Genomic DNA, 21879 nt, shown 5'->3' with positions numbered 1-21879 from the left:
GCACAGCGAGATCTTCGTGTTCACCCCGAAGGGCGACATCCACACGCTGCCAGCGGGTTCCACGCCGGTCGACTTCGCCTACTCGGTGCACACCGAGGTCGGTCACCGATGTATCGGCGCCAAGGTGGACGGCCGGCTGGTGCCGCTGGAGCGGCGGCTGTCCAACGGGCAGTTCGTCGAGATCTTCACCTCCAAGGCGCCCAACCAGGGGCCGAGCCGGGACTGGCTCTCCTTCGTCGCCTCGTCCCGGGCCAAGAGCAAGATCCGGCAGTACTTCGCCAAGTCCCGGCGGGAGGAGGCGGTCGAGCTCGGCAAGGAGGCGATCGCCAAGGCCGCCCGCCGGGCCGGTCTGCCGATCCAACGGCTGGTCACCCATGACGCGCTGGCCGTCGTCGGGCACGAACTGGGCTACAAGGACATCACCAGCGTCTACGCGGCGGTCGGTGAGAACCACGTCGCCGCCTCCACTCTCGTCGCCAAGGTCGTCTCCTACGTCGGCGGCGAGGAGGACGCGGTCGACGAGGTCACCGAACGCTCGGTGCCCTCGGTCACCCGGCGCCGGCACCGGGCCACCGGCGACGGGGGCGTCCTGGTCAAGGGCCTGCAGGACATCCAGGTCAAGCTGGCCCGCTGCTGCACCCCGGTCCCCGGTGACGAGATCCTCGGGTTCATCACCAAGGGCGGCGCGGTCTCGGTGCACCGGGTCGACTGCACCAACGCCTCGGCCCTGCAGAAGGAGCAGGCCCGGCTGGTCGACGTCAGCTGGGACCCGTCGTCGGCGACCGTCTTCCTGGTGACCATCCAGGTCGAGGCGCTCGACCGGGCCCGGCTGCTGTCCGACATCACCAAGACGCTGGCCGACCTGAAGGTCAACATCCTGTCGGCCAACCTGTCGATGTCCAAGGACGGCATGGCCATCTCGCGGTTCTCCTTCGAGATGGCCGACCCGACGCATCTGGGCCACCTGGTGCACGCGGTCCGCACCGTCGAGGGCGTCTACGACGTCTACCGGGTCACCAGCGCCTAGGTCCGATCGGCCGGCGTCGAGCCGGTTGCCGCGTCCGGGCCGGGCCGTCGACGGACCGCGACGACCGGGTACGCGCCCGTGTGGTCGGCGCGCTGCGCGGCGATCCGGGCGATCTCCTTGCGGAAAGCGAACCAGCCGATGATCAGCAACGGCACGATGATCACGACGGAGCCGACGGTGAACGTGCCGACCGGGTAGTCCAGCGCGATCAGCACCAGGACCGCGACCAGGAACAGCAGGACCAGGTAGCCGGTGTACGGGGCCCCGAACATCCGGAACGAGGGACGGTGCAGCAGGCCCTTCTTCGCCCAGCTGAACAGGCGCAGCTGGCAGGCGACGATGGTCGCCCAGCCGGTCAGGATGCCCAGGCAGGACAGGTTCAGCACGATCTCGAACGCGTCGCCCGGCACCCACGCGTTGAGCCCGACGCCCAGCAGCGCGACGACCGCGGTCAGGGCGATGCCGCCCCAGGGCACACCGGCCTTGTTCATCCGGCCGGTGAACTTGGGCGCCGAACCGGCCTGGGCCATGGAATGCAGGATCCGGCCGGTCGAGTAGAGGCCGGCGTTCAGCGAGGACAGGGCGGCGGTCAGCACGACCAGGTTCATGATCGCGTCGACGCCGGTCCAGCCGATCGACCCGAAGAACGTCACAAACGGGCTGACGCCCGCCTGGTAGGCGGTGTACGGGAGCAGCAACACCAGCAGCAGCAGCGATCCCACGTAGAACACCGCGATCCGGGCGACGACCGAGTTGATCGCCCGGGGCATCACCTTGGCCGGGTTCTCGGTCTCACCGGCCGTGGTGCCGACCAGTTCGATACCGGCATAGGCGAACACCACACCCTGGATGATGAGCACCGCCGGCAGCAGGCCGTTGGGCAGCCAGCCACCGTTGTCGGAGATCAGGCTGAACCCGACCGTCTGCCCGTCGATCGGAGTGCCGAAGAGCACGAAGTACACGCCGATGGCCAGGAAGGCCAGCAGTGCGGCCACCTTGATCAGCGCGAACCAGAACTCCAGCTCGCCGAACACCTTGACCGACACCAGGTTCAGGGCCAGCACCAGGACCAGCGCGCCGAGCGCGAAGGCCCACTGCGGGACCGCGGCCAGCGCGGGCCAGTACTTCTTGAAGAAGTTCATGTAGAGCGCGACACCGGTCACGTCCACCACGGCGATGGTCGCCCAGCTGAGCCAGTAGAGCCAGCCCACGGTGAAAGCGGCCTTCTCGCCGAAGAACTCGCGCGCGTAGGAGACGAACGACCCCGACGACGGCCGGTGCAGGATCAGCTCCCCGAGGGCCCGCAGGATCAGGAAGCCCATGAAGCCGGCAAAGGCGTAGACCACGACCAGGGCCGGGCCGGCGGTGGCCAGCCGGCCGCCCGCCCCGAGGAACAGGCCGGTGCCGATGGCGCCGCCGATGGCGATCATCTGGATCTGCCGCGGCTTGAGCGCCTTGTGGAAGCCCTTCTCCTCCGGCTGGAACAGCTCCGTGAGGTGGCTCTCGGTCTCCTGCGGGGTGAGCCGGTGATCGCGCAGGTCCGGCTGGCGGTCCGGCGCGTCGGTGGGCCGGGGCGGAACGGGCATGAGGGCCCTGTCGGGGGCGGCGCCGGCCCCGGGGACGGTCCCGGGGTGGCGGCAGGGACGGGCCGGCGGCGGGGCCGGCTCGGGCGGGGGAGTGTCGGTGTGCGGGTCGCGGCGGCCGGGCGGGCCCGCTCTCGGGGCCGGCGCGGTGCGGGCGGGACGTGGCCGGGTCGGCGGGTCGCGGCGACGGATCCGGCGGGCGACGGCCCCGGCCGGGCGGATGGGGACCCGGGGTATCGGGCCGTGCCGGGCGCCCCGGCGCGCGGCCCGGGGCGTGTCGCCGGCCGGGCCGCGCAGGGTGCGGGGGTGCCGGCCGGCGGGGGCACCGCCGGCCGGACCGGGATCAGACCAGGACCGAGTCCAGCGGGCTCGCGGCGATGCCGAGGGCGTGGCCGACCGGCGCGTTGACCAGCTGGCCGCCGTAGGTGTTCAGGCCGAGCGCCAAGCTCCGGTTCTCCTGGCAGGCCTGCCGCCACCCCTTGTCGGCGAGCGCCACGGTGTAGGGCAGCGTGGCGTTGGTCAGCGCGTAGGTGGAGGTGTTGGGCACCGCGCCCGGCATGTTGGCCACGCAGTAGAACACCGAGTTGTGCACCTCGTAGGTCGGCTCGGCGTGGGTGGTCGGGCGGGTGTCGGCGAAGCAGCCGCCCTGGTCGACGGCGATGTCCACCAGCACCGAGCCGGGCTTCATCTGGGCGACCAGCTCGTTGGAGACCAGCTTGGGCGCCTTGGCGCCGGGGATCAGCACCGCGCCGATGACCAGGTCGGCCTCGGTGACCTGCTGCTGGATGGCCAGCTGCGAGGAGGCCAGACCGTTCACCCGGTTGTTGTAGCGCCAGAAGGACATGCGCAGCTTGTCCAGGTCGGTGTCCAGCAGGGTCACGTTGGCGCCCATGCCCAGGGCGATGTTGGCCGCGTTCTGCCCGGCCACTCCGGCCCCGATGATGACGACCTTGGCGTTGGCGACTCCGCCGACGCCGCCCATCAGGACGCCGCGGCCGCCCCGGGCCTTCATCAGCGAGTAGGCACCGACCTGCGGCGCCAGGCAGCCGGCGACCTCGGACATCGGGTAGAGCAGCGGCAGCGCGCCGGACGGCAGCTGGACCGTCTCGTAGGCGATGCCGGTGACCTTGGTGGACAGCAGCGCCCGGGTCAGCGGCTCGTCGGCGGCCAGATGGAGGTAGGTGAACAGGGTGAGGTCCTCGCGCAGCCGGTGGTACTCCTCGGCGATCGGCTCCTTGACCTTGAGCACCATGTCGGCCGAACCCCAGGTGTCGTCGGCCGACGGCACGATGGTCGCGCCCGCGGCGACGTACTCGGTGTCGGCGATCGACGAGCCCTCGCCCGCACCCTTCTGCACCAGCACCTGGTGGCCGTGGGCGGTCAGTTCGTGCACGCCCACCGGGGTGATCGCCACGCGGTACTCGTGGTTCTTGACCTCGGCCGGAACACCGATCTTCATGGGATTCTCCTCGCTGGGGGTGTTTCGCGGTTCTTCGCGCTGGACAGAACTGTAGGGCGATATATTCGGCCAGCGATAGATGGGCTGTGGAAAATTTTGTATGGGCGCCGTTCTGTCGACTAATATTCGACAACGGGCGGCCACGTGGTCCGTCCGGCCGTCGATCGTTCGACGGCCCGGTCGAAGGGAGGGTCCGTGGCCGAACTCGACGCCACCGACGCGGAGATCCTGCAGTTGCTGGCGGTGGACGGGCGGATGCCCAACAGTGCCCTGGCGGACCGGGTCGGCATCGCCCCGTCGACGTGCCTGGGGCGGGTGCGGTCGCTGCGGGAGCGCGGCATCCTGCGCGGATTCGCCGCCGACATCGACCCGGCCGCCCTCGGGTACCCGATCCAGGCGATGATCTCCATCCGCATGCAGCCGCACGCCCGGGACCAGCTCACCTCGTTCATGGACCGGCTGATGGAGCTGCCCGCCGTGTTGAACGCGTTCCTGCTCGGCGGGACCGCCGACTTCGTCATCCACGTGGCCGCGGCGTCGGTGGAACGCCTGCGGGAGCTGGTGATCGACGAGTTGAACACCAACCCGGCGGTCGCGGCGAGCGAGACCAACCTGATCTTCCAGTACCGGCGGGCGCAGCGGATCCCGATCTCGACGAGCTGACGCCGGCCGCCGGGCGTCCGGTCGGCCCGGGTCGGGGCGTCTGACAGGATCGGCCGGTGTCCGTCGCCGAGTTCGCCCTGCTGGTCGCCGCCGGCATCGCGGGCGGCCTGTTCGGCACCATCGCCGGGCTCGCGTCGCTGGCGACGTACCCGGCGCTGCTGGCCGTGGGGTTGTCCCCGGTCAGCGCGAACGTGACGAACACGGTCGCCCTGGTCTTCACCGGGGTCGGCTCGGTGCTCAGCTCGCGGCCCGAGCTGGCGGGGCAGGGGCCGCGGGTGCGCCGGTTGGCCCCGATGGCCGTGCTCGGTGGGGTGGCCGGTGCGGTGCTGCTGCTGTCGACGCCGGCCGACGGGTTCGAGCGGATCGTGCCCTGGCTGATCGGGTTCGCCTCGCTGACCATCCTCATCCCGCGGCGGCCGGTGCCCGACGGCCACGTCGCGCCCGATCCCGGCTCCGGCCGGAACGTCGCCGAAGCGGCCGGAATGGCGCTGATCTGCGTCTACGGCGGCTACTTCGGCGCCGCCGCCGGAGTGCTGCTGCTGGCCATGCTGCTGCACACCACGCACGACACGCTGCCCCGGGCCAACGCCCTCAAGAACGGCCTGCTGGGCTGCGCGAACGGCATCGCGGCACTGATCTTCGCGTTCCTCGCCCCGGTCAACTGGGCGGCCGTGGTGCCGCTGGGCATCGGCTGCCTGATCGGGTCCTGGCTCGGACCCAAGGTGGTGCGATGGGCGCCGGTGACGATCCTGCGCTGGCTGATCGGGCTGGCCGGTCTGGGGCTAGCCGTCCGGCTGGGCGTCCAGGCCTACGGCTGATCCGGGTCGGCCGCATCGGGCCGGGGCCCGTGTCGCACCGGGGTGCCCGCCGGCTCGGGTCGCGGCCCGATCGTGCCGTGCGGTCGGTCCCGCGGGGCGGTCCCTCGTGCCGTGCGGTCAGTCCCGTGGACCGTCCAACCCCAGCGAGAGCCGGCGGTCGCGGGCCAGCGGGTGCTCCAGCATGCGGTCGACCAGCACGCTCCACCGGTGGGCCCGGGTGTCCAGGTCGTGGCGGTCCTCGGGGGTCAGCGAGCCGACCGCCACCGGCACGTGCACCGGGACCGTCGCCAGCAGCCCGGCCGAGGCCTCCTCGGTGGTCCGGTCCAGCTGCTCGGCCAGCATCCGCACGTACCCCAGGTGGTTGCCGGCCTCCAGTACCTGCGACTCGATCTCGAAGGCGGACCGGTCGGTGGTGGCGGTGACGATCACCGCGCCGCCGACCCGGCGGACCACGTCCAGCGCGGCCGCGTCGGTGGGCACGCTGCTGCCCGGGGCCGGGACCAGCAGCGGGATCAGCAGGTAGTCGTCGCAGTCCTGCACGAGCCGGGCGAACTCGTCGGCCGCCGAGCTGATCTCGCCGCCCCCGGGCACCGGGCTGGCCGTCACGTACCGGGCGCCGAGCCGCGAGGCCAGATCCAGCACCGTGCGGTAGGACGCGTCGTTGGGCCGCCCGCCCAGCTCGACCCGACCCACGTCGAGCACCGAGACGCGGTTGGCCAGCAGGTGTTCCACGACCGCGGCGAGCTCGGCCGAGCCGGCCCCCTTGTGCCACCGGACCTCGGCGCCGGCGGTGTGGCTCACCCGCAGACCGATCGAGTCGAACCCGGTCCGCCGGGCGATGTCGACCAAGGTGTGCGGCGCGACACCGGGGGCGGTGGATTCCTGCAGCGCGATCCTGTTCACGGTGTGACAGTCTGCCGGACCCGCCCCCGGAACCCACCCCGGCCACGGCGGCCACCGCGGGACGGTCGGGCCCCGACCCGACCCGCGGCCCCGGACTCCCTGCGGTCCGGAGCCGGCGCGACCGGGTGCGACCGAGCCCGGGCCGGTCGGCCGGGGCTCATCTCGCCCTCCGTTCGGTGTGCGGAAACGTGTTCGAATGATGCACCCGGAACAGTCTCTATAGCATTGTCCATCGGTGCGAATACTGGTACCATCGAACACATGTCGAGCACCGCGCAGGCCATCGCCTTTCGCGCGATGCTGGCCGAACTCGGCACCACCGGCAGCGACGCCGACCTGATCGACGAGATCACCGCCCTTGAGCAACTCACCACCGCGATCAGCGCCCGGCAGGCCCGGCTCACCGACGCTTTCGCCACCCGCCACCGCGCCCGGCTCATCGAGAACGGCATGAGCACCGCCGACGCCCGCCGCTCCGTCTGCGCCCAGATCGCCCTCGCCCGCCGGGACAGCCCGCACAAGGGCAACCGTCACGTCGGCCTCGCCCGAACCCTGGTCCACGAACTGCCGCAGATCCTGCAGGTGATGGAACGCGGCGAGGGCAGCGAATGGCGGGCCACCCTCATCGCCCGGGAAACCGCCCACCTCAGCCCCGACGACCGCGCCCGGATCGACGCCGCCATCGCCCCCCACCTGTCCGGGTGGAGCGACCGGCACACCGCGCAGCAGGCCCGCGGCTGGGCGCACCGACTCGACCCGAACGGTGCTTCCGACCGCGCCCGTCAGGCGGTCACCGATCGGCGGGTCACGATCCGCCCCGCCCCCGACTGCATGACCTACCTGACCGCGCTGCTCCCCCTGAAAGAAGGCATCGGCGTCTACGGGGCCCTGCACCGGGCCGCGGTGACCGCCAACAGCACCGCCGACGACCACCGCAGCAAGGGCCAGGTCATGGCCGACGAACTCGTCACTCGAGTGCTGACCCCTGCGGACGGGCAGCCCGAGTCGGCCGCCATCGAGCTGCACCTGATCATGACCGACCGGACCCTGGCCGACCGCGACCCCGAGCCCGCCCACCTCCTCGGTTACGGGCCCGTCCCCGCAGCGATCGCCCGCGATCTGCTCACCACCGACGAGCGCACCCGGGTCTGGGTGCGGCGGCTGTTTACCGACCCCGACACCGGCGACCTGCTGGCCACCGACGCCCGCCGCCGCGACTTCCCACCCGCCGCCCGCATCTTCCTCGCCGCCCGCGATCAGATCTGCCGAACCCCGTGGTGTGGGGCTCAGATCCGCCAGGCGGACCACGCCGTCGCGGTCAGCAAGGGCGGACCCACCACCCTGGCCAACGGCAACGGCCGCTGCACCGCCTGCAACCTGGTCAAGGACCTCGACGGGTGGACCACCCGCGTCGACGACACCGGCATCATCACCACCACACCCACCGGTCACGTCCACGCCGGCCGGCCACCGAAGCCGCCCGAATCAGCGCCGTGGGAGACCGGATCCAGGCCCCTGATCCGCCGTCCCGCCGAAACCGGTCGGCCGGCATTGCGGATCGAGTTGTACTGGCCCGCTCAGAAGTTCGGCCGGCCGGTCACCCGGAGCAGCCCGCTGGACCGCTGATCCCCGCGCCGAGTCGTGCCAGCGTCTCGGCGACCCGGGCGGCATCGGAACGCCGCCGGATCGTGGCCGATTCGGGCGGGGTTCAGGCTCAGTTCAGGCTGAGGGCGTCAGATCGGCGACCTGGTAGGACCAGACTTCGCTGGACACGGCGACCGGGGCCGGCGCAGGACCGCCGGAACGCTCGGCGGCCGAGCGGTGGCCGTGCCCGAAGGCGGGGGAGTTGAGCCAGGCCTGGAACGATTCCTCGTCGCGCCAGCGAGTGACGACCAGCCAGGTGGTGCGCTCGTCGGTCGGCTGCAGCAGCTCGAAGCCCTCGAAGCCGTCCTGGCCGTCCACCGCACCGGCCCGCTTGGCGAACCGCTTGGCCAGCTCGTCGCCGCTGTCGGCCGGGACGGTGATCGCATTGATCTTGATGACAGTCATGCGCTCCATCGTGCCAAGCCGGCCGTCCCGGCGAACGGCCGGTGTCGGACCCCCGTGCGATCGTCAGGTCCATCGCGGCCCGCCCGGGGCCGCTGGTCACTTGAGCCGGCGCCGGCCGGTCCCGACCCGGGGGACGCCTCGCCTCCCGCGCCCGGCGAACGGCCGGGGATCACTCCAGTGCGAGCACCGTCTCCCGGGCTCCCCGCAGGGAACCGAGCAGCTGGGCCTCGTCGGCCAGCGCGGCGCGTTCCCGGTCGGTGAACCGGTGCCACGGGGTGACCGTGACGGTGAGCGTGCCGCCCGCCCGGCGGGTCCGCCACACCCCGGCGATGCCGCCCGCGGCGAGCACGGCGCCGGGCTGGCCGACCACCGGCCACAGGATCTTCCGGTGCTCCGGGTCCCCGGTCAGTACGGACCGGTCGCGGGGCTGCAGCACCGGGTCCGTGCCGGGCAGCAGCCGCACCGGGCGCGCCGCGGCGTCCACCGCCACCCCGGTGAGCTCGTCGAGCATGCCGGCGCGGGCGGCCGACCGGGCGCCACCGACCAGCACCGGGACCAGGTCGTCCGGCAGGGCCGGTCGCACGGACGCCGCCGAGGTGCCCAGATGGGCGGCGACCTCGGCCGGGGTCGCCACGCCGTACGCGCGGTAGCAGGCGGCCACCAGCCGGTCCAGGCCGGCGGCGGGCCCGGCCGGCGGATCGACCCCGGCCAGCGGTGCGAGCACGACCGGCCGGGTGCCGGGCACCAGCCCGACGCCGGCGGGCAGGGCGGCGAGCCGGAACAGCAGTTCCCGGACGTGGGTGCTGCGGCAGGTCGCGCAGTGTCCGGAGTACTTGCGCGGCAGCAGGCGGGTCACCGCCGCGCTGGCCTCACCCTTGACCAGGGGTGCCTCGACGGCCCGGCGCATCGCGAGCACCGCGACCCGGTAGGCGTCCAGGGGCCGTGCCCCGGCGGCGGTCAGCCGGCCGGCGTCCCCCACCAGCCGGGCGGCCGCGTCCGCAGCGTCGGCCGGCCAGAGCGCCTGCGCCAGCGCCGGCAGGTCCGCCCGGCGGTGCAGGTGCGGCGCACCGCGCACGGACCAGACCAGCGCGAGCGGATCGTCCCGCCCGGGATCGGGCGGCTCGGGGAGCAGGGCGAGATCGGGCAGCCGGGCCGCCAGCGCCCAGCGGGCCGAATCGTCCCGGTCCTGCAGGCCCAGCTCCCAGACCGGCAACCGGTCGGCCGAGGTGGCCGTCCGGTCCAACCCGGAGCCCAGGATGCGGTGGGCCCGGACCTGTGCGGTGCTCAGCACCGCGGCGGTGGCGTCCACCGCGCCGGATCAGCCCGCGCCGCCGCTGGTCGGCTGGTCGGTCGGCGCCGGGCTGGACTGGTCCGTCGGCTGATCGCCGGGCACGGCGGTGTCGGTCGCCCCGGGGACGACCGAACCGGGCTCGACCGAGCCGGCGCCGTCCGACGGGGTGGCCGTCTGGTAGGTGCCGGTGCCGTCGAGGGCGCCGTCAGGCACGTTCACCGAGGTGATCCGGGCCGCGCCGATCGGCTTGCCGTCCTGCCGGTTGTTCTGGACGCCCTGCGCGGCGATGTCCTGGACGACGGTCATGCCGTCCCCGGTGACGGTGCCGATGATGGTGTACGCCGGGTCGATCGTGGTGGTGCCGTACACGATGAAAAACTGCGATCCGGTGGTGCTCGGGCCGGCGTTGGCCAGGGCGACGGTCCCGACGGGGTAGGCCTCGGAGCCGGTGGTCTCGCTGGCGAAGGTGTACCCCGGGCCGCCGTTGCCCTGACCGGTCGGATCGCCGCACTGCAGGATGTTCAGCTGGTCGCTCTTGGTCAGCCGGTGGCAGTCGGTGTCGTTGTAGAAGCCCTGCGACGCCAGCGACACAAAGGCGTTCACCCCGCACGGCGCGGTGGCCCGGTTCAGGGTGATCGGGACGTCCTTGCCGTTCAGGACGACCGTCACGTCGACCGTGCCGGTGTTCAGCGGCGAGGTGTTCGAGGGTGGGGACACCTCCTTGGCCGGGCTGCCGGAGGTCGTGTAGGTGCACGGTGTGGCCGGGGCTGTCGACGAGGTCGCCGCCGTGCTGGTGGACGCGTCGGACGCCGTGCTCGACGATCCGCGCGAGGTCCACAGCCAGACGCCGCCGGCCACGACGACCACGGCCGCCACCACACCGATGATCACCAGACGCTGCTTGCGGGCCCGTTCGGCGGCCTCCCGGCGGGCGAGCTGTCGCTCGAGCTTGCGCTTGGCCGCGTCACGACGCTGCTGATTGGTGGGCACGCCCTGGTCCTCCCGCAGTCACCTCGGATGGTCGGCAAGTCGGAGCACCACCCGGTCCGGCAGTCTAGGTGAGACCCCCCGCCCGCCACGGTGGAACCGGTGTGAACGCGCTGTGGGCGAGGTCAAGATCGTGCGTACGGCCGGTGGCGACCCGCGCCGGACCGGCGTCGATAGGGTGGTCCGGTGTTGATCGCGGGGTTCCCGGCCGGTTCGTTCCAGGCCAACTGTTATGTGCTGGCCACCGGCGCCGGTGCGGAGTGCATCGTCGTCGACCCCGGGGAGGGTGCGGTGGCCGGGCTCCGGCAGCTGTTCGCCGAGCACCGGCTGACCCCGGTCGCGGCGATGGCCACGCACGGGCACCTGGACCACACCGCCGGCCTGGGCGAGCTGTGCCGGGAGTACGACATCCCGGCCTACGTCCACCCCGGTGACCAGTACATGCTCGATGACCCCCGCGCGGCGCTGTCCCCGGAACTGAACGCCGCCCTGGACGGCATCGAGATGGACGGCGTCCGGCCAGACCGGGTGCTGCCGCTGTCCGACGGCCTGCGCCCGGGCCTGGCCGGACTGCCGCTGACCGTCGACCACGTCCCCGGCCACACCCCGGGCTCGGTGGTCTACCGGTTGGACCGCGACGGCGACCGCCCGGAGATCGTGCTCACCGGGGACACCCTGTTCGCCGGCTCCATCGGCCGCACCGACCTGACCGGCGGCAACCTCGCCCAGGAGCTGACCTCCATCCGCGACCGCATCCTGAGCCGGCCGGACGACACGGTGGTGCTGGCCGGGCACGGCCCGACGACGACCGTCGGCGAGCAGAAACGGTCGAATCCCTTCCTGACCGAGCAAGCCCTGGCCCGCGCGCTGGCCGGGGAGGACTGAGACCCCGCATGCCTGACTTCGTCGCGCCCAAGGGCGTGCCCGACTACTACCCGCCGGTCTCGCGGACCTTCGACGCGATCCGCCGGACGCTGCTGACCGCGGCCGACCGCGCCGGCTACGGGCCGATCGAGCTGCCCGTCTTCGAGGACACCGGGCTGTTCGCCCGCGGGGTGGGGGAGTCCACCGACGTGGTGTCCAAGGAGATGTACACCTTCGCCGACCGCGGCGGCCGGTCGGTGACGCTGCGCCCGGAGGGCACCGCCGGCGTCATGCGGGCGGTCATCGAGCACAGCCTCGACCGCGGTCCGCTGCCCGTCAAGCTGGTCTACGCCGGGCCGTTCTTCCGCTACGAACGTCCGCAGGCGGGCCGCTACCGGCAGCTCCAGCAAGTCGGCATCGAGGCGATCGGCAGCGATGATCCCGCGCTGGACGCCGAGGTGATCGCCGTGGCCGACGAGGGGTTCCGGGCCGTCGGACTGTCCGGGTTCCGGCTCGACCTGACCTCGCTCGGCGACGCGACCTGCCGCCTGGCCTACCGCGAGCGGTTGGTCGCCTTCCTGGATGGCCTCGACCTGGACGAGGCGACCCGGGAACGGGCCACGATCAACCCGCTGCGGGTGCTGGACGACAAGCGGCCGCACATGCAGCAGCTGCTGGCCGATGCGCCGCTGATGATCGACCACCTGTGCGACGCGTGCCGCGAGCACTTCGAGCAGGTCAGGTCGGTGCTCGACGCGTTGGCGGTGCCCTACGAGCTCAACCCGCGGATGGTGCGCGGGCTGGACTACTACACCCGCACGACGTTCGAGTTCGTGCACCCTCTGCTGGGCGCGCAGTCCGGGATGGGCGGCGGCGGCCGGTACGACGGGCTGATGGCGGAGCTGGGCGGCCAGTCGCTGTCCGGGATCGGCTTCGGCATCGGCGTCGACCGGACGCTGCTCGCCGCGCAGGCCGAGGGGCTGACGGTCGGAAACCCGGCCCGCTGTGAGATCTACGGCGTGCCGATGGGGCCGGTTGCCGCGCTGCGGCTGGCCACCCTGGCCGGTGAGCTGCGCCGGGCCGGCTACCGGGTCGACATGGCGTACGGCGGCCGGGCCCTGAAGACCGCGATGCGGGCGGCCGACGCCTCCGGGGCGGCCCTGGCCCTGGTGCTGGGCGAGCGTGAGCTCGAGCAGGGCACCGTGGTCGTGCGCGACCTTCGGTCCGGCGAGCAGTCGGCCCGGCCGATGGCCGAGCTGGTGGCGGCGGTCGGGTCGTTGCTGGCGGGGGTCGTCGACCCCAGGTGACGACGTGGTCCGCGGGCCGGCCGGGTGCCGGCACGCGGCTCGTTGTCGGTCCGGGCCGGCTGGACCCCTCGGGATCAGGTCTAGACATCTAGGGATCTAGGTCGCACACTGGGCCGGTGGTCGAGCGCCAGCAGTTCAACGTGACCTTGCCGCCCGAGCTGGTCCGGCGGGTGAAGTGCCTGGCCATCGACCACCAGCTGTCCGCGTCCCACCTGGTCGAGCGGCTGCTGACGGAGCGGATCGCGGCTCTGGAGACCGGCCGGACCCCCGGCGCAACGACAGGTATGGAGGCGGGCATGACCGGATTGACACTGCAGCCGATGGTGCATGTGGAGCGGATGGCGCCGGCGGTGGAGTTCTACGAGGCGCTGGGCGCTTCGGTCGAGCACGGCAGCCGTGACGGCGACTTCGTCATGCTGGCGATCAACGGGCAGCGGCTGGCCCTGCTGGCCCACCCGCCGAACCCGGAGCAGCACGAGGGGCAGGTCGAGCTCAACTTCGACACGGCCACCGACCTGACGGCGGTCGAACGGGACCTGGCCGCCCGGGGCGTGAACATCGCCCAACCGGTGACCGACGAGGGCTTCGGCCGGCAGCTTCAGGTGCGCTCGCCCGACGGGCTGCTGATCAAGATCAACCAGCTGGAGCCGGACCTCTACACGTGACCGGCGGTCAGTTGCAGCCGCAGTCGCAGCAGCAGTCGCCGTCACAGCAGTTGCAGCAGTCGGCGCAGTCGCAGCAGCTGCCGTCGCAGCCGGAGCAGCCGGCCGCGTGCTGCTTGCCGGTGCACGGGTTCTCGTGGCTGGCGCAGCACGCGTAGCCGGTGCAGTAGACCGCGATCCAGGGCAGCAGGTTCGGCCAGAACGGGGGTTTGGGCGGTTGCGGCGGCTCCACCGGCGGCTTGTCCGGGAGCGAGTCGGGCGCACCCGGCCACCGGGGACCCGCGGGACCCGGACCGTAGGGGTCGGCCGGGCCGGGTGCAGTCGGATCCGGCGGAGCGCCGCCCGGTTGGCCGCCCCCGGGCGCCCCCGCGGTGGCCGCCGCCCGCAGGTCCGTCCGGCAGGTTGCCGTTCCCGGCTCGAACGCCCGGTGCAGGGCGGCGTGCGTCCCGTCGACCAGCAGGGCCCGGGCCAGCCGCCCGTCGGTCAGCGTCAACCGGTCGAAGGCCCGGCGGATGCGGTGCACCAGCCGGCGGCATTCGCGGCGGACCTGCTCCAGCGGCGTGCCGGTCGCGGTGATCGGGTTGAACGACCCGGTGCGGCGGTCGTCGTCCAGGTCGGTGACCGCGTCCAGCAGGTGGGCCAGAGTGCCGAAGGCGGCGCCCAGCTCACGCAAGGCGGGCTCGTTCTCGGCGCGCCCGGCGACGGCCGCCGATGCGGCGAAGATCGCGGCCGTCGCCTCGGCGGTCGGCTCGGTGACCAGCAGGACCGGATCCCCCGGGCGGACGGCGGCCTCCACCTCGCCCTGCCGGGCCAGCCGGTCGAGCGCGTCCGGGGCGTGCAGGGCCCGGGCCATGGGGGCGTCGGCCAGCGCCCGCCGCCGCAGCGGTTCGGCCAGCGCGGAGCCGGCCCGGGTGCGCCACGTGGGCAGGCCCAGGTGATGGGCGTGCTCGGCCCGCAGGTCCTGCGCCTTCGCCGCAGCCAGGGTCAGCGAAGCCGTGGCGCCGAGCCGGGTGGGCGCCGATCCCGACGGCAGCACCTGGGCGGTGCGCATCCCGCGCAGCGCGCACGGTCCGGCCGTGCGGCGGGCGGCCGGCCGGACCTGCTGGGCCTCGGTGAGCACGGACAGGGCGATGGCGTCGGTGTTCGTCAAGGCCCGGGCGAGCTGGCCGCGGCTGTCCCGCAGCTCCAGGCACAGGCCGCACAGATGGGCCTGCCACTGCGCGAACAGGTCGTCGTCGAGCGTGTGTCGGCACGCATGCACCACCCCGAACATGACCCAGATTCCAACACGCCCGGGCGGTCCGTGCCGGAAAGAGGGACCCGGCGGCGGGTCACCGCCGGTAGGCGAGCGTGCCGTCGACCCAGGTCTGGACCACCCGGACGCGGTCGAGCTCGTCCGGGGGCACGGCGAACGGATCGGGGTCGACCACGACGAAGCTCCCGTCGGCGCCCGGCCGGATCTGCCCCAGACCGGGGAAGGGGGCGACCGCGGCGGCCCGCCCGGTGTAGAGCAGCAGGGCCTGGGCGACGGTCACCGCCTGCGCCCGTCCCAGATCGGAGCCGTCGTACGCGCGGCGGGTGACCGCGGCCCGGACCGAAGTGAAGACGTCGTCCGCGTCGGCCCAGGCGGTGGCCGGCCGGTCGGAGGCCAGCGCCGCCGGCAGCCCCGATTCGTACAGCGAGCGGATCGGGTACGCGTCGGCGACCTGATGCGGGGCGAGGTTGCGGGCGTACCCGTCGAACTCGGCGAACAGGAAGATCGTGTGGGTGACCACCGCGAACCGCATCCGGGCCGCGGACAGCCGGGCCAGGAACGCGGGGGCGAGCAGGGTGGCGTGCTCGAGCCGGATCGACGGCAGGACGTCCAGCCACGGCTCCTGATCGCCGAGCAGATCCACCACGCGGTCCAGTGCCCGATCGCCCATCGCGTGGACGGCGAGCTGGACCCGGTTGCGCCGGCACCATGCGGCGGCGGCGCGCAGCGTGTCGTCCCCGGCGATCCGCACCCCGTGGTCGTCAGATCCCGGGTAGGGCGCTCGCGTCCATGCCGTGCGGTTGGAGAAGGCGCCGTCCAGGAACAGCTTCACCCCGGCCACCCGCACGGGCCCGGTGCGGTCGTCATCGGTCAGCTCGACCGGGCCGCCCACCGGGCCGCCGGCCGGGCTGCCGGCCGGTGGGCCACCGTCGGGCCATCCCAGGTACAGGGCCGTCCGGGGGAACGGCCCGGCCGCCGCGGCCGCCCGGAACGTGGCCAGCGGCTCGGGGACGACCGTGGCCAGCAGGTCGCCGACGCCCACCAGGCCGTGGCTCAGGAAGTGCTGGCCCAGCCCGGCCAGCCGGTCGATCAGCTGCCGCCGGTCGGGCGCCGGTCGGGCGTCCGCCACCCGGGCCACCGCGGCGAGCTCGGTCAGCACGCCGTTCGGGCGCCCGTCCGGGTACCGGCCGAACGCGGCACCGGGTGGGTCCGGGGTGCCGGCGGTGACCCCGGCCCGGGCCAGGGCGGCGGTGTTGGCGACCGCCGAGTGCCCGTCGCAGCGGTGGACCAGGATCGGCCGGCTCGAGCTGACCCGGTCCAGGTCCGCGGCGGTCGGACCGCGCCGGCCGGGGAACTTCGCGTCGTCGTAGCCGTACCCGACCAGCCATCCGTCCGGGCCGGGGCCGCTGCTCGCCCGCAGCGCGTCGAGCAGGTCCTCGATCGAGGTCACCGCCGGCGGCAGGCAGGGGACCGCATCGGCCAGCGTGGCCATCATCGCCGGGTGGGTGTGCACGTCGAGCAGGCCGGGCAGCACGGTTCGGCCGCCCAGGTCGACCGCCGTCGACCGCTCCGCCGCGGACAGCCGGGTGGCGTCCCCGACCCAGGTGAATCGCCCGCCCTCGATCCGGAACGCGCCGGCCCAGCCGTGCTCCCCGGTGCCGGTGAAGACCCGGGCGTGGTGGAACGTGGTCATCGCGGCGCGGGTGTCGGCACCGGGCCAGTCTGACCCACGGCCGTCCGAGGGGCGCCGTCCAGGGCCGTCGATCCTGATGGCGCTGCCCGGCGGGCCGTCCCGGTGGGCTCGTAGGCTGCCCGGATGAAGATCGACATCCTCGACGACTGGGCCGACACCCTGCGCACGCTGCCGTGTTTCGACCGGTTGGCCGGTCACGACGTCACGATCTGGACCGACCACGTGCCGGACGAGGACGCGCTGGCCGAGCGGCTGGCCGGCACCGAGGCGCTCGTCCTGATCCGGGAGCGCACGCGGATCACCGCCGGGCTGCTCGACCGGCTGCCCCGGCTGCGACTGATCAGCCAGCGCGGGGTGTACCCGCACATCGACGTCGACGCCTGCACCCGCAACGGGATCGTCCTGTCGTCCAACACCACGTCCACCGGCCCGTCCTTCGCGACGGCCGAACTGACCTGGGCGCTGGTGCTGGCCGCGGCACGGCAGCTGCCGGCCCAGGTCGCGTCGCTGCGTGCCGGCACCTGGCAGGCCGGGGTCGGCGACACACTGCACGGAAAGACCCTGGGCGTGCTGGGTTTCGGCAAGCTGGGGCGGATCGTCGCCGGCTACGGCCGGGCCTTCGGCATGCCCGTGCTGGTGTGGGGCAGTGAGCGGTCGCGGGCCGCCGCCGCCCGGGAGGGTCATGCGGTGGCCGACACCGCCCGGGAGGTGTTCGCCGCCGCGGACGTGGTCAGCCTCCACCTGCGGTTGACCGGGCAGACCCGAGGCCTGGTGACGGCCGCCGACCTGGCCGCCATGAAGCCGACCGCCGTCCTGGTCAACACCAGCCGGGCCGGCCTGATCGAACCGGGCGCGCTCGCCGCGGCCCTGCGGGCGGGCCGGCCGGGACGGGCCGCCGTCGACGTGTTCGACGTCGAACCGGTGACCGATCCCGCCGACGACCTGCTCGGCGCGCCTGGCCTGATCGCCACCCCGCACATCGGCTTCGTCACCCGGGAGGACTTCGAGGCCCAGTTCGCCGACGTGTTCGACCAGGTCGTCGCGTTCGCGGCGGGCGACCCGATCCACGTGGTGAACCCCGAGGCCGGCGGCCGACCGACGCCGGTGCGTGAGGGATCCGCGGACGCTCCCGCCGATGCGCCGTCCACCGATCGGGGCGGGCGGCAGTAGGGTCGGCCGGTCCGTGACGATCTGCCCCAGGGGGACGCCAGCGATGCCCGGCCCGATCTACCTGTCCCGCCTGCTCACCGACCGGGCGATGGCCCACCTGGAGGCGGCCGGGCGCTCGGCCGGCCGCACCGTGCGCGTCGGCCGCGAGGCGCCGCCCAGTCGCGAGGAACTGGCCGCCGGCCTGGCCGGCGCCGATGCGGCCGTGCTGACGCTGACCGAACGGGTGGACGCCGACCTGCTCGCCGCCGCCGGACCGCAGCTGCGGGTCGTCGCGAACGTCGCCGTCGGGTTCGACAACATCGACCTGGCCGCGGCGCGGGCCGCCGGCGTCGTGGTCACGAACACCCCGGGCGTGCTCGACCGGGCCAGCGCGGACCACACGTTCGCGCTCATCCTGGCCGTCACCCGGCGGATCGCCGAGGGGGACCGGCTGATCCGCGGCCGGGAACCCTGGGTGTGGGGGCCGCGGATGCTGGTCGGGCTCGACGTCAGCGCCGGGGCGACCCTGGGCATCCTCGGGTACGGGCGGATCGGCAGCGCCGTGGCCCGCCGGGCGCTCGCCTTCGACATGCGTGTGCTGGCCACCTCGCGCCGCGCCACCCCCGGCACGACCGCGGACGGCGTGACCTTCGTGGACACCGAGACCCTCCTCGCCGAAAGCGATGTCGTCTCCGTCCACACCCCGCTGACCCCGCAGACCCGGCACCTGATCGACGCGGCCGCGCTGGCCGCGATGAAGCCGGGCGCCTACCTGATCAACACCGCCCGCGGAGGGGTGGTCGACGAGGAGGCCCTGGTCGCCGCGCTGCGCGACGGGCACCTGCGGGGCGCGGCCCTGGACGTGTTCGAGGGGGAGCCGGCGGTGAACCCGGCCCTGCTCGACGCGCCCGGGCTCGTGCTGACCCCGCACACCGCCAGCGCCGGCGAGGCCACCCGGGACGCGATGGGCATCCTGGCCGTCGACAACGTCGCGGCGGTGCTGGCCGGGAATCCGCCGCTGACGCCCGTCGGCTGAGCCTGGACGGGAGCCGGAAGGTCGCGCCGACGGCTGGCCGGGGCGGGTCGCCCGGCGGGTCCAGGGCCGGATCAGGGACGAGCTGATCGGGTTCATCGACGCCGACGCCGACGCCGACGCCGAGGCCCGGCCGGCTTCATCGGTGGTGCCCGGCGGCCGGCCGCTGGATGAGCTGGCCGCCGCGGTCGAGCGGGAGCTCAGGACCAGGGCGCGGTCCACCGGCCGCTGAACAGGCCGCCGACCCAGGCGTCCCAGGCCGGCAGCACGAGGTCGGCCAGCAGCGCATACCCGTCGCGGCCCGGGTGCGCCCCGTCGCCCTCGAACACCTCCCGGCGCCACGTCGGGTCGCCGCGCAGCACGGGCAGCACGCTGACGTAGGGCACCGTCCGCCGCTGGCACAGCGAGGCGAAGAGCCCGTCCAGGCCGGCGATGCGGTCGTTCTGGGCCTCGTCGTCCACCGGCGGCGGGCCGACCACCAGGACCGGCCAGCGGGCGTCCCGGCAGTGCCGCAGCAGCATGTCCAGGTTGGCCGCGGAGTACGGCGCGGCGATCCGCGGACGCCCGGCCTCCAGGGTGGTGTCGTTCACGCCGAGCGAGAGGACGACACCCGGGTCCGACCCCGCCGGGAGCCGCGCGGCGCACTCGGCCGGGCCGCGGCGCAGCGCGTCCGCGGTGGTGTCCCGGCGCACGCCCAGGTTGTAGGCGGTCAGCGGCCAGCCGGCCTGGTGGGTCCGGGCGGCCAGCCGGCCGGTCCAGCCGAGATGGTCGGGGTCGCCGACGCCGGCGACCAAGGAGTCGCCCACGAAGCACACCCGCACATCGATCCCCACGTCCCCTATCCGATCAGATCGACCCGGCCGCGACGCTGTTGACCCGCCAGGCGAACATGTGTTCGTATGGTCGCATGCGGTGGCAGGGTCAGGAACTGGCGACGGACGACCCGGCCGCGCTGCCCGGATTGAGCCGGTTGGCCGGGTTGGTGCGGTCGGTCCGCACACCCGAGTTCGCCGGGGTGACGTTCCACGAGGTGCACGCCAAATCTGCGCTCAACCGTGTCCCCGGCGGCTCACCGATGCCGTTCGCGTGGACCGTCAACCCGTACCGCGGCTGCTCGCACGGTTGCGTATACTGCTTCGCCCGGCAGACCCACACGTATCTGGACCTGGACGCCGGACGCGACTTCGACACCGAGATCGTGGTCAAGACCAACGTGGGCTCGGTCCTGCGCAAGGAGGTCTCGTCACCGCGCTGGCGTCGCGAGCACGTCGCGATGGGCACCAACACCGACCCGTACCAGCGGGCCGAGGGCCGCTACCGGCTGATGCCCGAGGTCATCGACGCGCTGGCCGGCTCGGGCACCCCGTTCTCGATCCTGACCAAGGGCACCGTGCTGGCCCGCGACCTTCCCCGGCTGGCCGACGCGGCCACCGCGGTGCCGGTCGGCATCGGCGTCTCGCTGGCCCTGCTCGATCCGGAGCTGCAGGCCACCCTCGAGCCCGGCACGCCATCGCCGCGGGCCCGGCTGGAGCTGGTCCGGCGGATCCGGGACGCCGGCCTGCCCTGCGGGGTCTTCATCGCGCCGATCCTGCCCGAGTTGACCGACTCGCCGGAACAGCTCGGCGCCCTGGTGCGCCAGCTGGCCGACGCGGGCGCCACCGGCGTCACCGGCATCGCCCTGCACCTGCGGCCGGGAGCGCGGGAGTGGTTCTTCGGCTGGCTCGCCCGCACCCGTCCCGACCTGGTCGCCCGGTACGAGCAGCTCTACGCGCGGGGCGCGAACCTGTCCAAGGACGACCGGGCCCGGCTGACCGCACGGGTGCGCCGGGTGGCCGCCGAGCTGGGTATCGGGGCCGGCGCCGACGGGCAGCTGGCCGGGCGCATGACCCGCGGGGTGCCCGGTGATCGGGACGCCTCGTTCCCCGCCGGGAGTCTGCCCACGTCGGACGGTGCGGGCGGGGTCGCCATGCCATCAGAACAGGACCGGGACGCGGCGCCGACCCTGTTCTGATGGCGGGCGCTCAGTGCGGGCCGGGGAACCAGTCGGTGACGACGGAGCCCGCCGACGCGTGCACCCGCAGCCGCATCGGGCCGCGGGTGCGGACCTCGACGCGGAAGCTGCCGAAGTCCTCGATGCTGGTCCGGGCGGCCACCCCCTCCGGCGTCTGCACCTCGATCGTGCCGGTGGTCGCCGGCACGACCTGCCCGGTGATGTGGCCCGGATTGACCTCGATCTCGACGGTGATCGCATCGCCCTCGAACACCAGCACCTGGGCCGCGTCGTCGGCCGCCGCCCGGGTCGTGCCCGCCAGCCGTGAGTCGAACACCAGGCCCGCCCGGTCCAGCTCCTCGTCGATCGTGCGCCAGGTGAAGGCGGCGACGCCCGCCGCCACGGTCCGGTCGGTCGGGCCGGCGAAGTCCGTCGCCGCGCGCAGGTCCGCCAGGACCGCGTCGTCGTCCCACTCGCGGGATTCCATCGCCGTCATCGTCCGGCCCCTTCCGTGTGCGATCGATCCGCGCGCGGTCGATCCGAGATCGCGTCCAGCACCGGGTTGCGGCGCAGCCGCTGCAGGGCGCGGCTGCGGGTCGGCCCGATGCTGCCCACCGCGATGCCCAGCCGGGCCGCGATGTCCACGTACGGCAGGGGCGGGTCGACGGTCAGCAGCTCCAGCAGCCGGCGCTGGTTCTCCGGGAGCTCGGCCATGGCCTCGAGCAGCGCGGCGTGCCGCTCGGCGGCGAGCAGATCGATCTCCGGCGGATCGCTGTGGTCCGCGATTAGCTCGCCGACCAGCAGCGCGTCGACCGGCCCGGTCCGGCGGGACCGGGCGGACTGCCGCATGGACTCGTGCCGCGTGGTGACCCGGATCCAGCCGGGCAGCGCGCGGGGCTCGCGGACCTGCCCCAGGTGCTCGACCAGGCGCAGCCACACCGTCTGGGCGACGTCCTCGGCATCGGTCCGGCTCAGGCCGCACTGGCGGCACACGGCCTGCACCAGCGGAGCGAAGCGCCGGACGAGCAGGACCCAGGCGTCGGCCCGGCCGCGGGCCGCCGCGGCGACCAGCTCGGGCAGCTCGGGACCGTCGGCGGCGGTGCGGGACCCGGCCTCCCGGGACCGCTCGGCCGCGGGTCCCGGCTG

21 protein-coding genes are annotated in these 21879 nt (G+C 73.7%); 10 read left to right on the top strand and 11 right to left on the bottom strand.

Annotated elements, in window-relative coordinates; translation table 11 throughout:
• Positions 1–1027: TGS domain-containing protein (locus ACOJUF_RS22800; RefSeq protein WP_420124102.1), on the top strand; the 1027-nt coding region annotated here is incomplete at its 5' end.
• On the opposite strand, the gene ACOJUF_RS22795 is transcribed toward ACOJUF_RS22800, so the two are convergent.
• Entirely contained in the window at positions 1024–2613 is a 1590-nt protein-coding gene (locus ACOJUF_RS22795) for an amino acid permease (protein ID WP_420124101.1), read from the bottom strand. The genes ACOJUF_RS22800 and ACOJUF_RS22795 overlap by 4 nt on opposite strands.
• A gap of 340 nt (positions 2614–2953) precedes the next feature.
• Positions 2954–4069: an alanine dehydrogenase gene (gene ald / locus ACOJUF_RS22790; protein WP_420124100.1), complete on the bottom strand. Its 1116-nt coding sequence runs from the start codon at positions 4067–4069 to the stop codon at positions 2954–2956.
• Between the two features lie 195 nt (positions 4070–4264).
• On the opposite strand from ald, the gene ACOJUF_RS22785 reads away from it, so the two are divergent.
• Together ACOJUF_RS22785 and ACOJUF_RS22780 are read left to right on the top strand one after the other, a co-directional pair.
• Positions 4265–4732: an Lrp/AsnC family transcriptional regulator gene (locus ACOJUF_RS22785; RefSeq protein ID WP_420124099.1), complete on the top strand. Its 468-nt coding sequence runs from the start codon at positions 4265–4267 to the stop codon at positions 4730–4732.
• Positions 4733–4788: 56 nt separating this feature from the next.
• A complete protein-coding gene (locus tag ACOJUF_RS22780; RefSeq protein ID WP_420124098.1) occupies positions 4789–5550 on the top strand; it encodes a sulfite exporter TauE/SafE family protein in 762 nt (253 codons plus the stop codon).
• A gap of 117 nt (positions 5551–5667) precedes the next feature.
• On the opposite strand, the gene ACOJUF_RS22775 is transcribed toward ACOJUF_RS22780, so the two are convergent.
• Positions 5668–6453 carry a hypothetical protein gene (locus ACOJUF_RS22775; RefSeq protein WP_420124097.1) on the bottom strand — a complete coding sequence of 262 codons (786 nt, stop codon included), beginning with the start codon at positions 6451–6453 and terminating at the stop codon, positions 5668–5670.
• A 261-nt stretch (positions 6454–6714) separates the two neighbouring features.
• Here ACOJUF_RS22775 and ACOJUF_RS22770 point away from each other — a divergent pair, with 261 nt between their 5' ends.
• The gene (locus ACOJUF_RS22770) at positions 6715–8079 is read left to right on the top strand and encodes a DUF222 domain-containing protein (protein WP_420124096.1); all 1365 of its coding nucleotides are present in this window, start codon (positions 6715–6717) and stop codon (positions 8077–8079) included.
• A 93-nt stretch (positions 8080–8172) separates the two neighbouring features.
• Here the strand turns inward: ACOJUF_RS22770 and ACOJUF_RS22765 are convergent, their stop codons facing one another.
• The 3 genes from ACOJUF_RS22765 to ACOJUF_RS22755 all read right to left on the bottom strand — a co-directional run bounded on the left by ACOJUF_RS22765 (position 8173) and on the right by ACOJUF_RS22755 (position 10783).
• Entirely contained in the window at positions 8173–8502 is a 330-nt protein-coding gene (locus tag ACOJUF_RS22765) for an antibiotic biosynthesis monooxygenase family protein (protein WP_420124095.1), read from the bottom strand.
• A gap of 169 nt (positions 8503–8671) precedes the next feature.
• The gene (locus ACOJUF_RS22760; protein ID WP_420124094.1) at positions 8672–9811 is read right to left on the bottom strand and encodes a DNA glycosylase AlkZ-like family protein; all 1140 of its coding nucleotides are present in this window, start codon (positions 9809–9811) and stop codon (positions 8672–8674) included.
• A gap of 9 nt (positions 9812–9820) precedes the next feature.
• Positions 9821–10783, bottom strand: coding sequence for a peptidylprolyl isomerase (locus ACOJUF_RS22755; protein WP_420124093.1), 963 nt, complete (start codon positions 10781–10783; stop codon positions 9821–9823).
• A gap of 183 nt (positions 10784–10966) precedes the next feature.
• Between ACOJUF_RS22755 and ACOJUF_RS22750 the strand changes: the two genes are divergently transcribed.
• From ACOJUF_RS22750 to ACOJUF_RS22740, 3 genes are all read left to right on the top strand, one after another.
• Positions 10967–11665: an MBL fold metallo-hydrolase gene (locus ACOJUF_RS22750; protein ID WP_420124092.1), complete on the top strand. Its 699-nt coding sequence runs from the start codon at positions 10967–10969 to the stop codon at positions 11663–11665.
• A gap of 8 nt (positions 11666–11673) precedes the next feature.
• Positions 11674–12951, top strand: coding sequence for a histidine--tRNA ligase (gene hisS, locus ACOJUF_RS22745; protein ID WP_420124091.1), 1278 nt, complete (start codon positions 11674–11676; stop codon positions 12949–12951).
• A 116-nt stretch (positions 12952–13067) separates the two neighbouring features.
• Positions 13068–13616 carry a VOC family protein gene (locus tag ACOJUF_RS22740; protein ID WP_420124090.1) on the top strand — a complete coding sequence of 183 codons (549 nt, stop codon included), beginning with the start codon at positions 13068–13070 and terminating at the stop codon, positions 13614–13616.
• Positions 13617–13623: 7 nt separating this feature from the next.
• On the opposite strand, the gene ACOJUF_RS22735 is transcribed toward ACOJUF_RS22740, so the two are convergent.
• Together ACOJUF_RS22735 and ACOJUF_RS22730 are read right to left on the bottom strand one after the other, a co-directional pair.
• Positions 13624–14886 carry a DUF5685 family protein gene (locus tag ACOJUF_RS22735; RefSeq protein ID WP_420124089.1) on the bottom strand — a complete coding sequence of 421 codons (1263 nt, stop codon included), beginning with the start codon at positions 14884–14886 and terminating at the stop codon, positions 13624–13626.
• 58 nt (positions 14887–14944) lie between these two features.
• Entirely contained in the window at positions 14945–16561 is a 1617-nt protein-coding gene (locus ACOJUF_RS22730; RefSeq protein ID WP_420124088.1) for an amidohydrolase, read from the bottom strand.
• Between the two features lie 123 nt (positions 16562–16684).
• Between ACOJUF_RS22730 and ACOJUF_RS22725 the strand changes: the two genes are divergently transcribed.
• Together ACOJUF_RS22725 and ACOJUF_RS22720 are read left to right on the top strand one after the other, a co-directional pair.
• Entirely contained in the window at positions 16685–17731 is a 1047-nt protein-coding gene (locus tag ACOJUF_RS22725; RefSeq protein ID WP_420124087.1) for a D-2-hydroxyacid dehydrogenase family protein, read from the top strand.
• A 43-nt stretch (positions 17732–17774) separates the two neighbouring features.
• Positions 17775–18746: a 2-hydroxyacid dehydrogenase gene (locus tag ACOJUF_RS22720; protein ID WP_420124086.1), complete on the top strand. Its 972-nt coding sequence runs from the start codon at positions 17775–17777 to the stop codon at positions 18744–18746.
• Positions 18747–18943: 197 nt separating this feature from the next.
• Here the strand turns inward: ACOJUF_RS22720 and ACOJUF_RS22715 are convergent, their stop codons facing one another.
• Complete coding sequence (locus ACOJUF_RS22715) at positions 18944–19576, bottom strand: GDSL-type esterase/lipase family protein (protein WP_420124085.1); 633 nt, start codon at positions 19574–19576, stop codon at positions 18944–18946.
• A gap of 74 nt (positions 19577–19650) precedes the next feature.
• On the opposite strand from ACOJUF_RS22715, the gene ACOJUF_RS22710 reads away from it, so the two are divergent.
• Positions 19651–20754, top strand: a complete 1104-nt coding sequence (locus ACOJUF_RS22710; RefSeq protein ID WP_420124084.1) for an Rv2578c family radical SAM protein — start codon at positions 19651–19653, stop codon at positions 20752–20754.
• Between the two features lie 10 nt (positions 20755–20764).
• Here ACOJUF_RS22710 and ACOJUF_RS22705 read toward each other — a convergent pair whose 3' ends face one another.
• Both ACOJUF_RS22705 and ACOJUF_RS22700 read right to left on the bottom strand, forming a co-directional pair.
• Positions 20765–21220: a hypothetical protein gene (locus tag ACOJUF_RS22705; RefSeq protein WP_420124083.1), complete on the bottom strand. Its 456-nt coding sequence runs from the start codon at positions 21218–21220 to the stop codon at positions 20765–20767.
• A gap of 5 nt (positions 21221–21225) precedes the next feature.
• Positions 21226–21879, bottom strand: a 654-nt coding sequence (locus ACOJUF_RS22700; protein WP_420124082.1) for an RNA polymerase sigma factor, incomplete at its 5' end; no start/stop codon positions are given.

The sequence above is a fragment of the Nakamurella sp. genome (genome assembly GCF_048594475.1).
Taxonomy (GTDB): Bacteria; Actinomycetota; Actinomycetes; order Mycobacteriales; family Nakamurellaceae; genus Nakamurella.
The sequence above is the reverse complement of the archived record's forward strand: the minus strand, read 5'-3'. Positions and strand labels throughout refer to the sequence as shown.

Bases quoted from the DNA above. Each gene is read 5' to 3' on its own strand.
- ACOJUF_RS22795 (WP_420124101.1), bottom strand. From the start codon at position 2,613: ATGCCCGTTCCGCCCCGGCCCACCGACGCGCCGGACCGCCAGCCGGAC.
- ald (WP_420124100.1), bottom strand. From the start codon at position 4,069: ATGAAGATCGGTGTTCCGGCCGAGGTCAAGAACCACGAGTACCGCGTG.
- ACOJUF_RS22770 (WP_420124096.1), top strand. From the start codon at position 6,715: ATGTCGAGCACCGCGCAGGCCATCGCCTTTCGCGCGATGCTGGCCGAA.
- ACOJUF_RS22765 (WP_420124095.1), bottom strand. From the start codon at position 8,502: ATGACTGTCATCAAGATCAATGCGATCACCGTCCCGGCCGACAGCGGC.
- hisS (WP_420124091.1), top strand. From the start codon at position 11,674: ATGCCTGACTTCGTCGCGCCCAAGGGCGTGCCCGACTACTACCCGCCG.
- ACOJUF_RS22735 (WP_420124089.1), bottom strand. From the start codon at position 14,886: ATGTTCGGGGTGGTGCATGCGTGCCGACACACGCTCGACGACGACCTG.
- ACOJUF_RS22730 (WP_420124088.1), bottom strand. From the start codon at position 16,561: ATGACCACGTTCCACCACGCCCGGGTCTTCACCGGCACCGGGGAGCAC.
- ACOJUF_RS22725 (WP_420124087.1), top strand. From the start codon at position 16,685: ATGAAGATCGACATCCTCGACGACTGGGCCGACACCCTGCGCACGCTG.
- ACOJUF_RS22720 (WP_420124086.1), top strand. From the start codon at position 17,775: ATGCCCGGCCCGATCTACCTGTCCCGCCTGCTCACCGACCGGGCGATG.
- ACOJUF_RS22710 (WP_420124084.1), top strand. From the start codon at position 19,651: ATGCGGTGGCAGGGTCAGGAACTGGCGACGGACGACCCGGCCGCGCTG.
- ACOJUF_RS22705 (WP_420124083.1), bottom strand. From the start codon at position 21,220: ATGGAATCCCGCGAGTGGGACGACGACGCGGTCCTGGCGGACCTGCGC.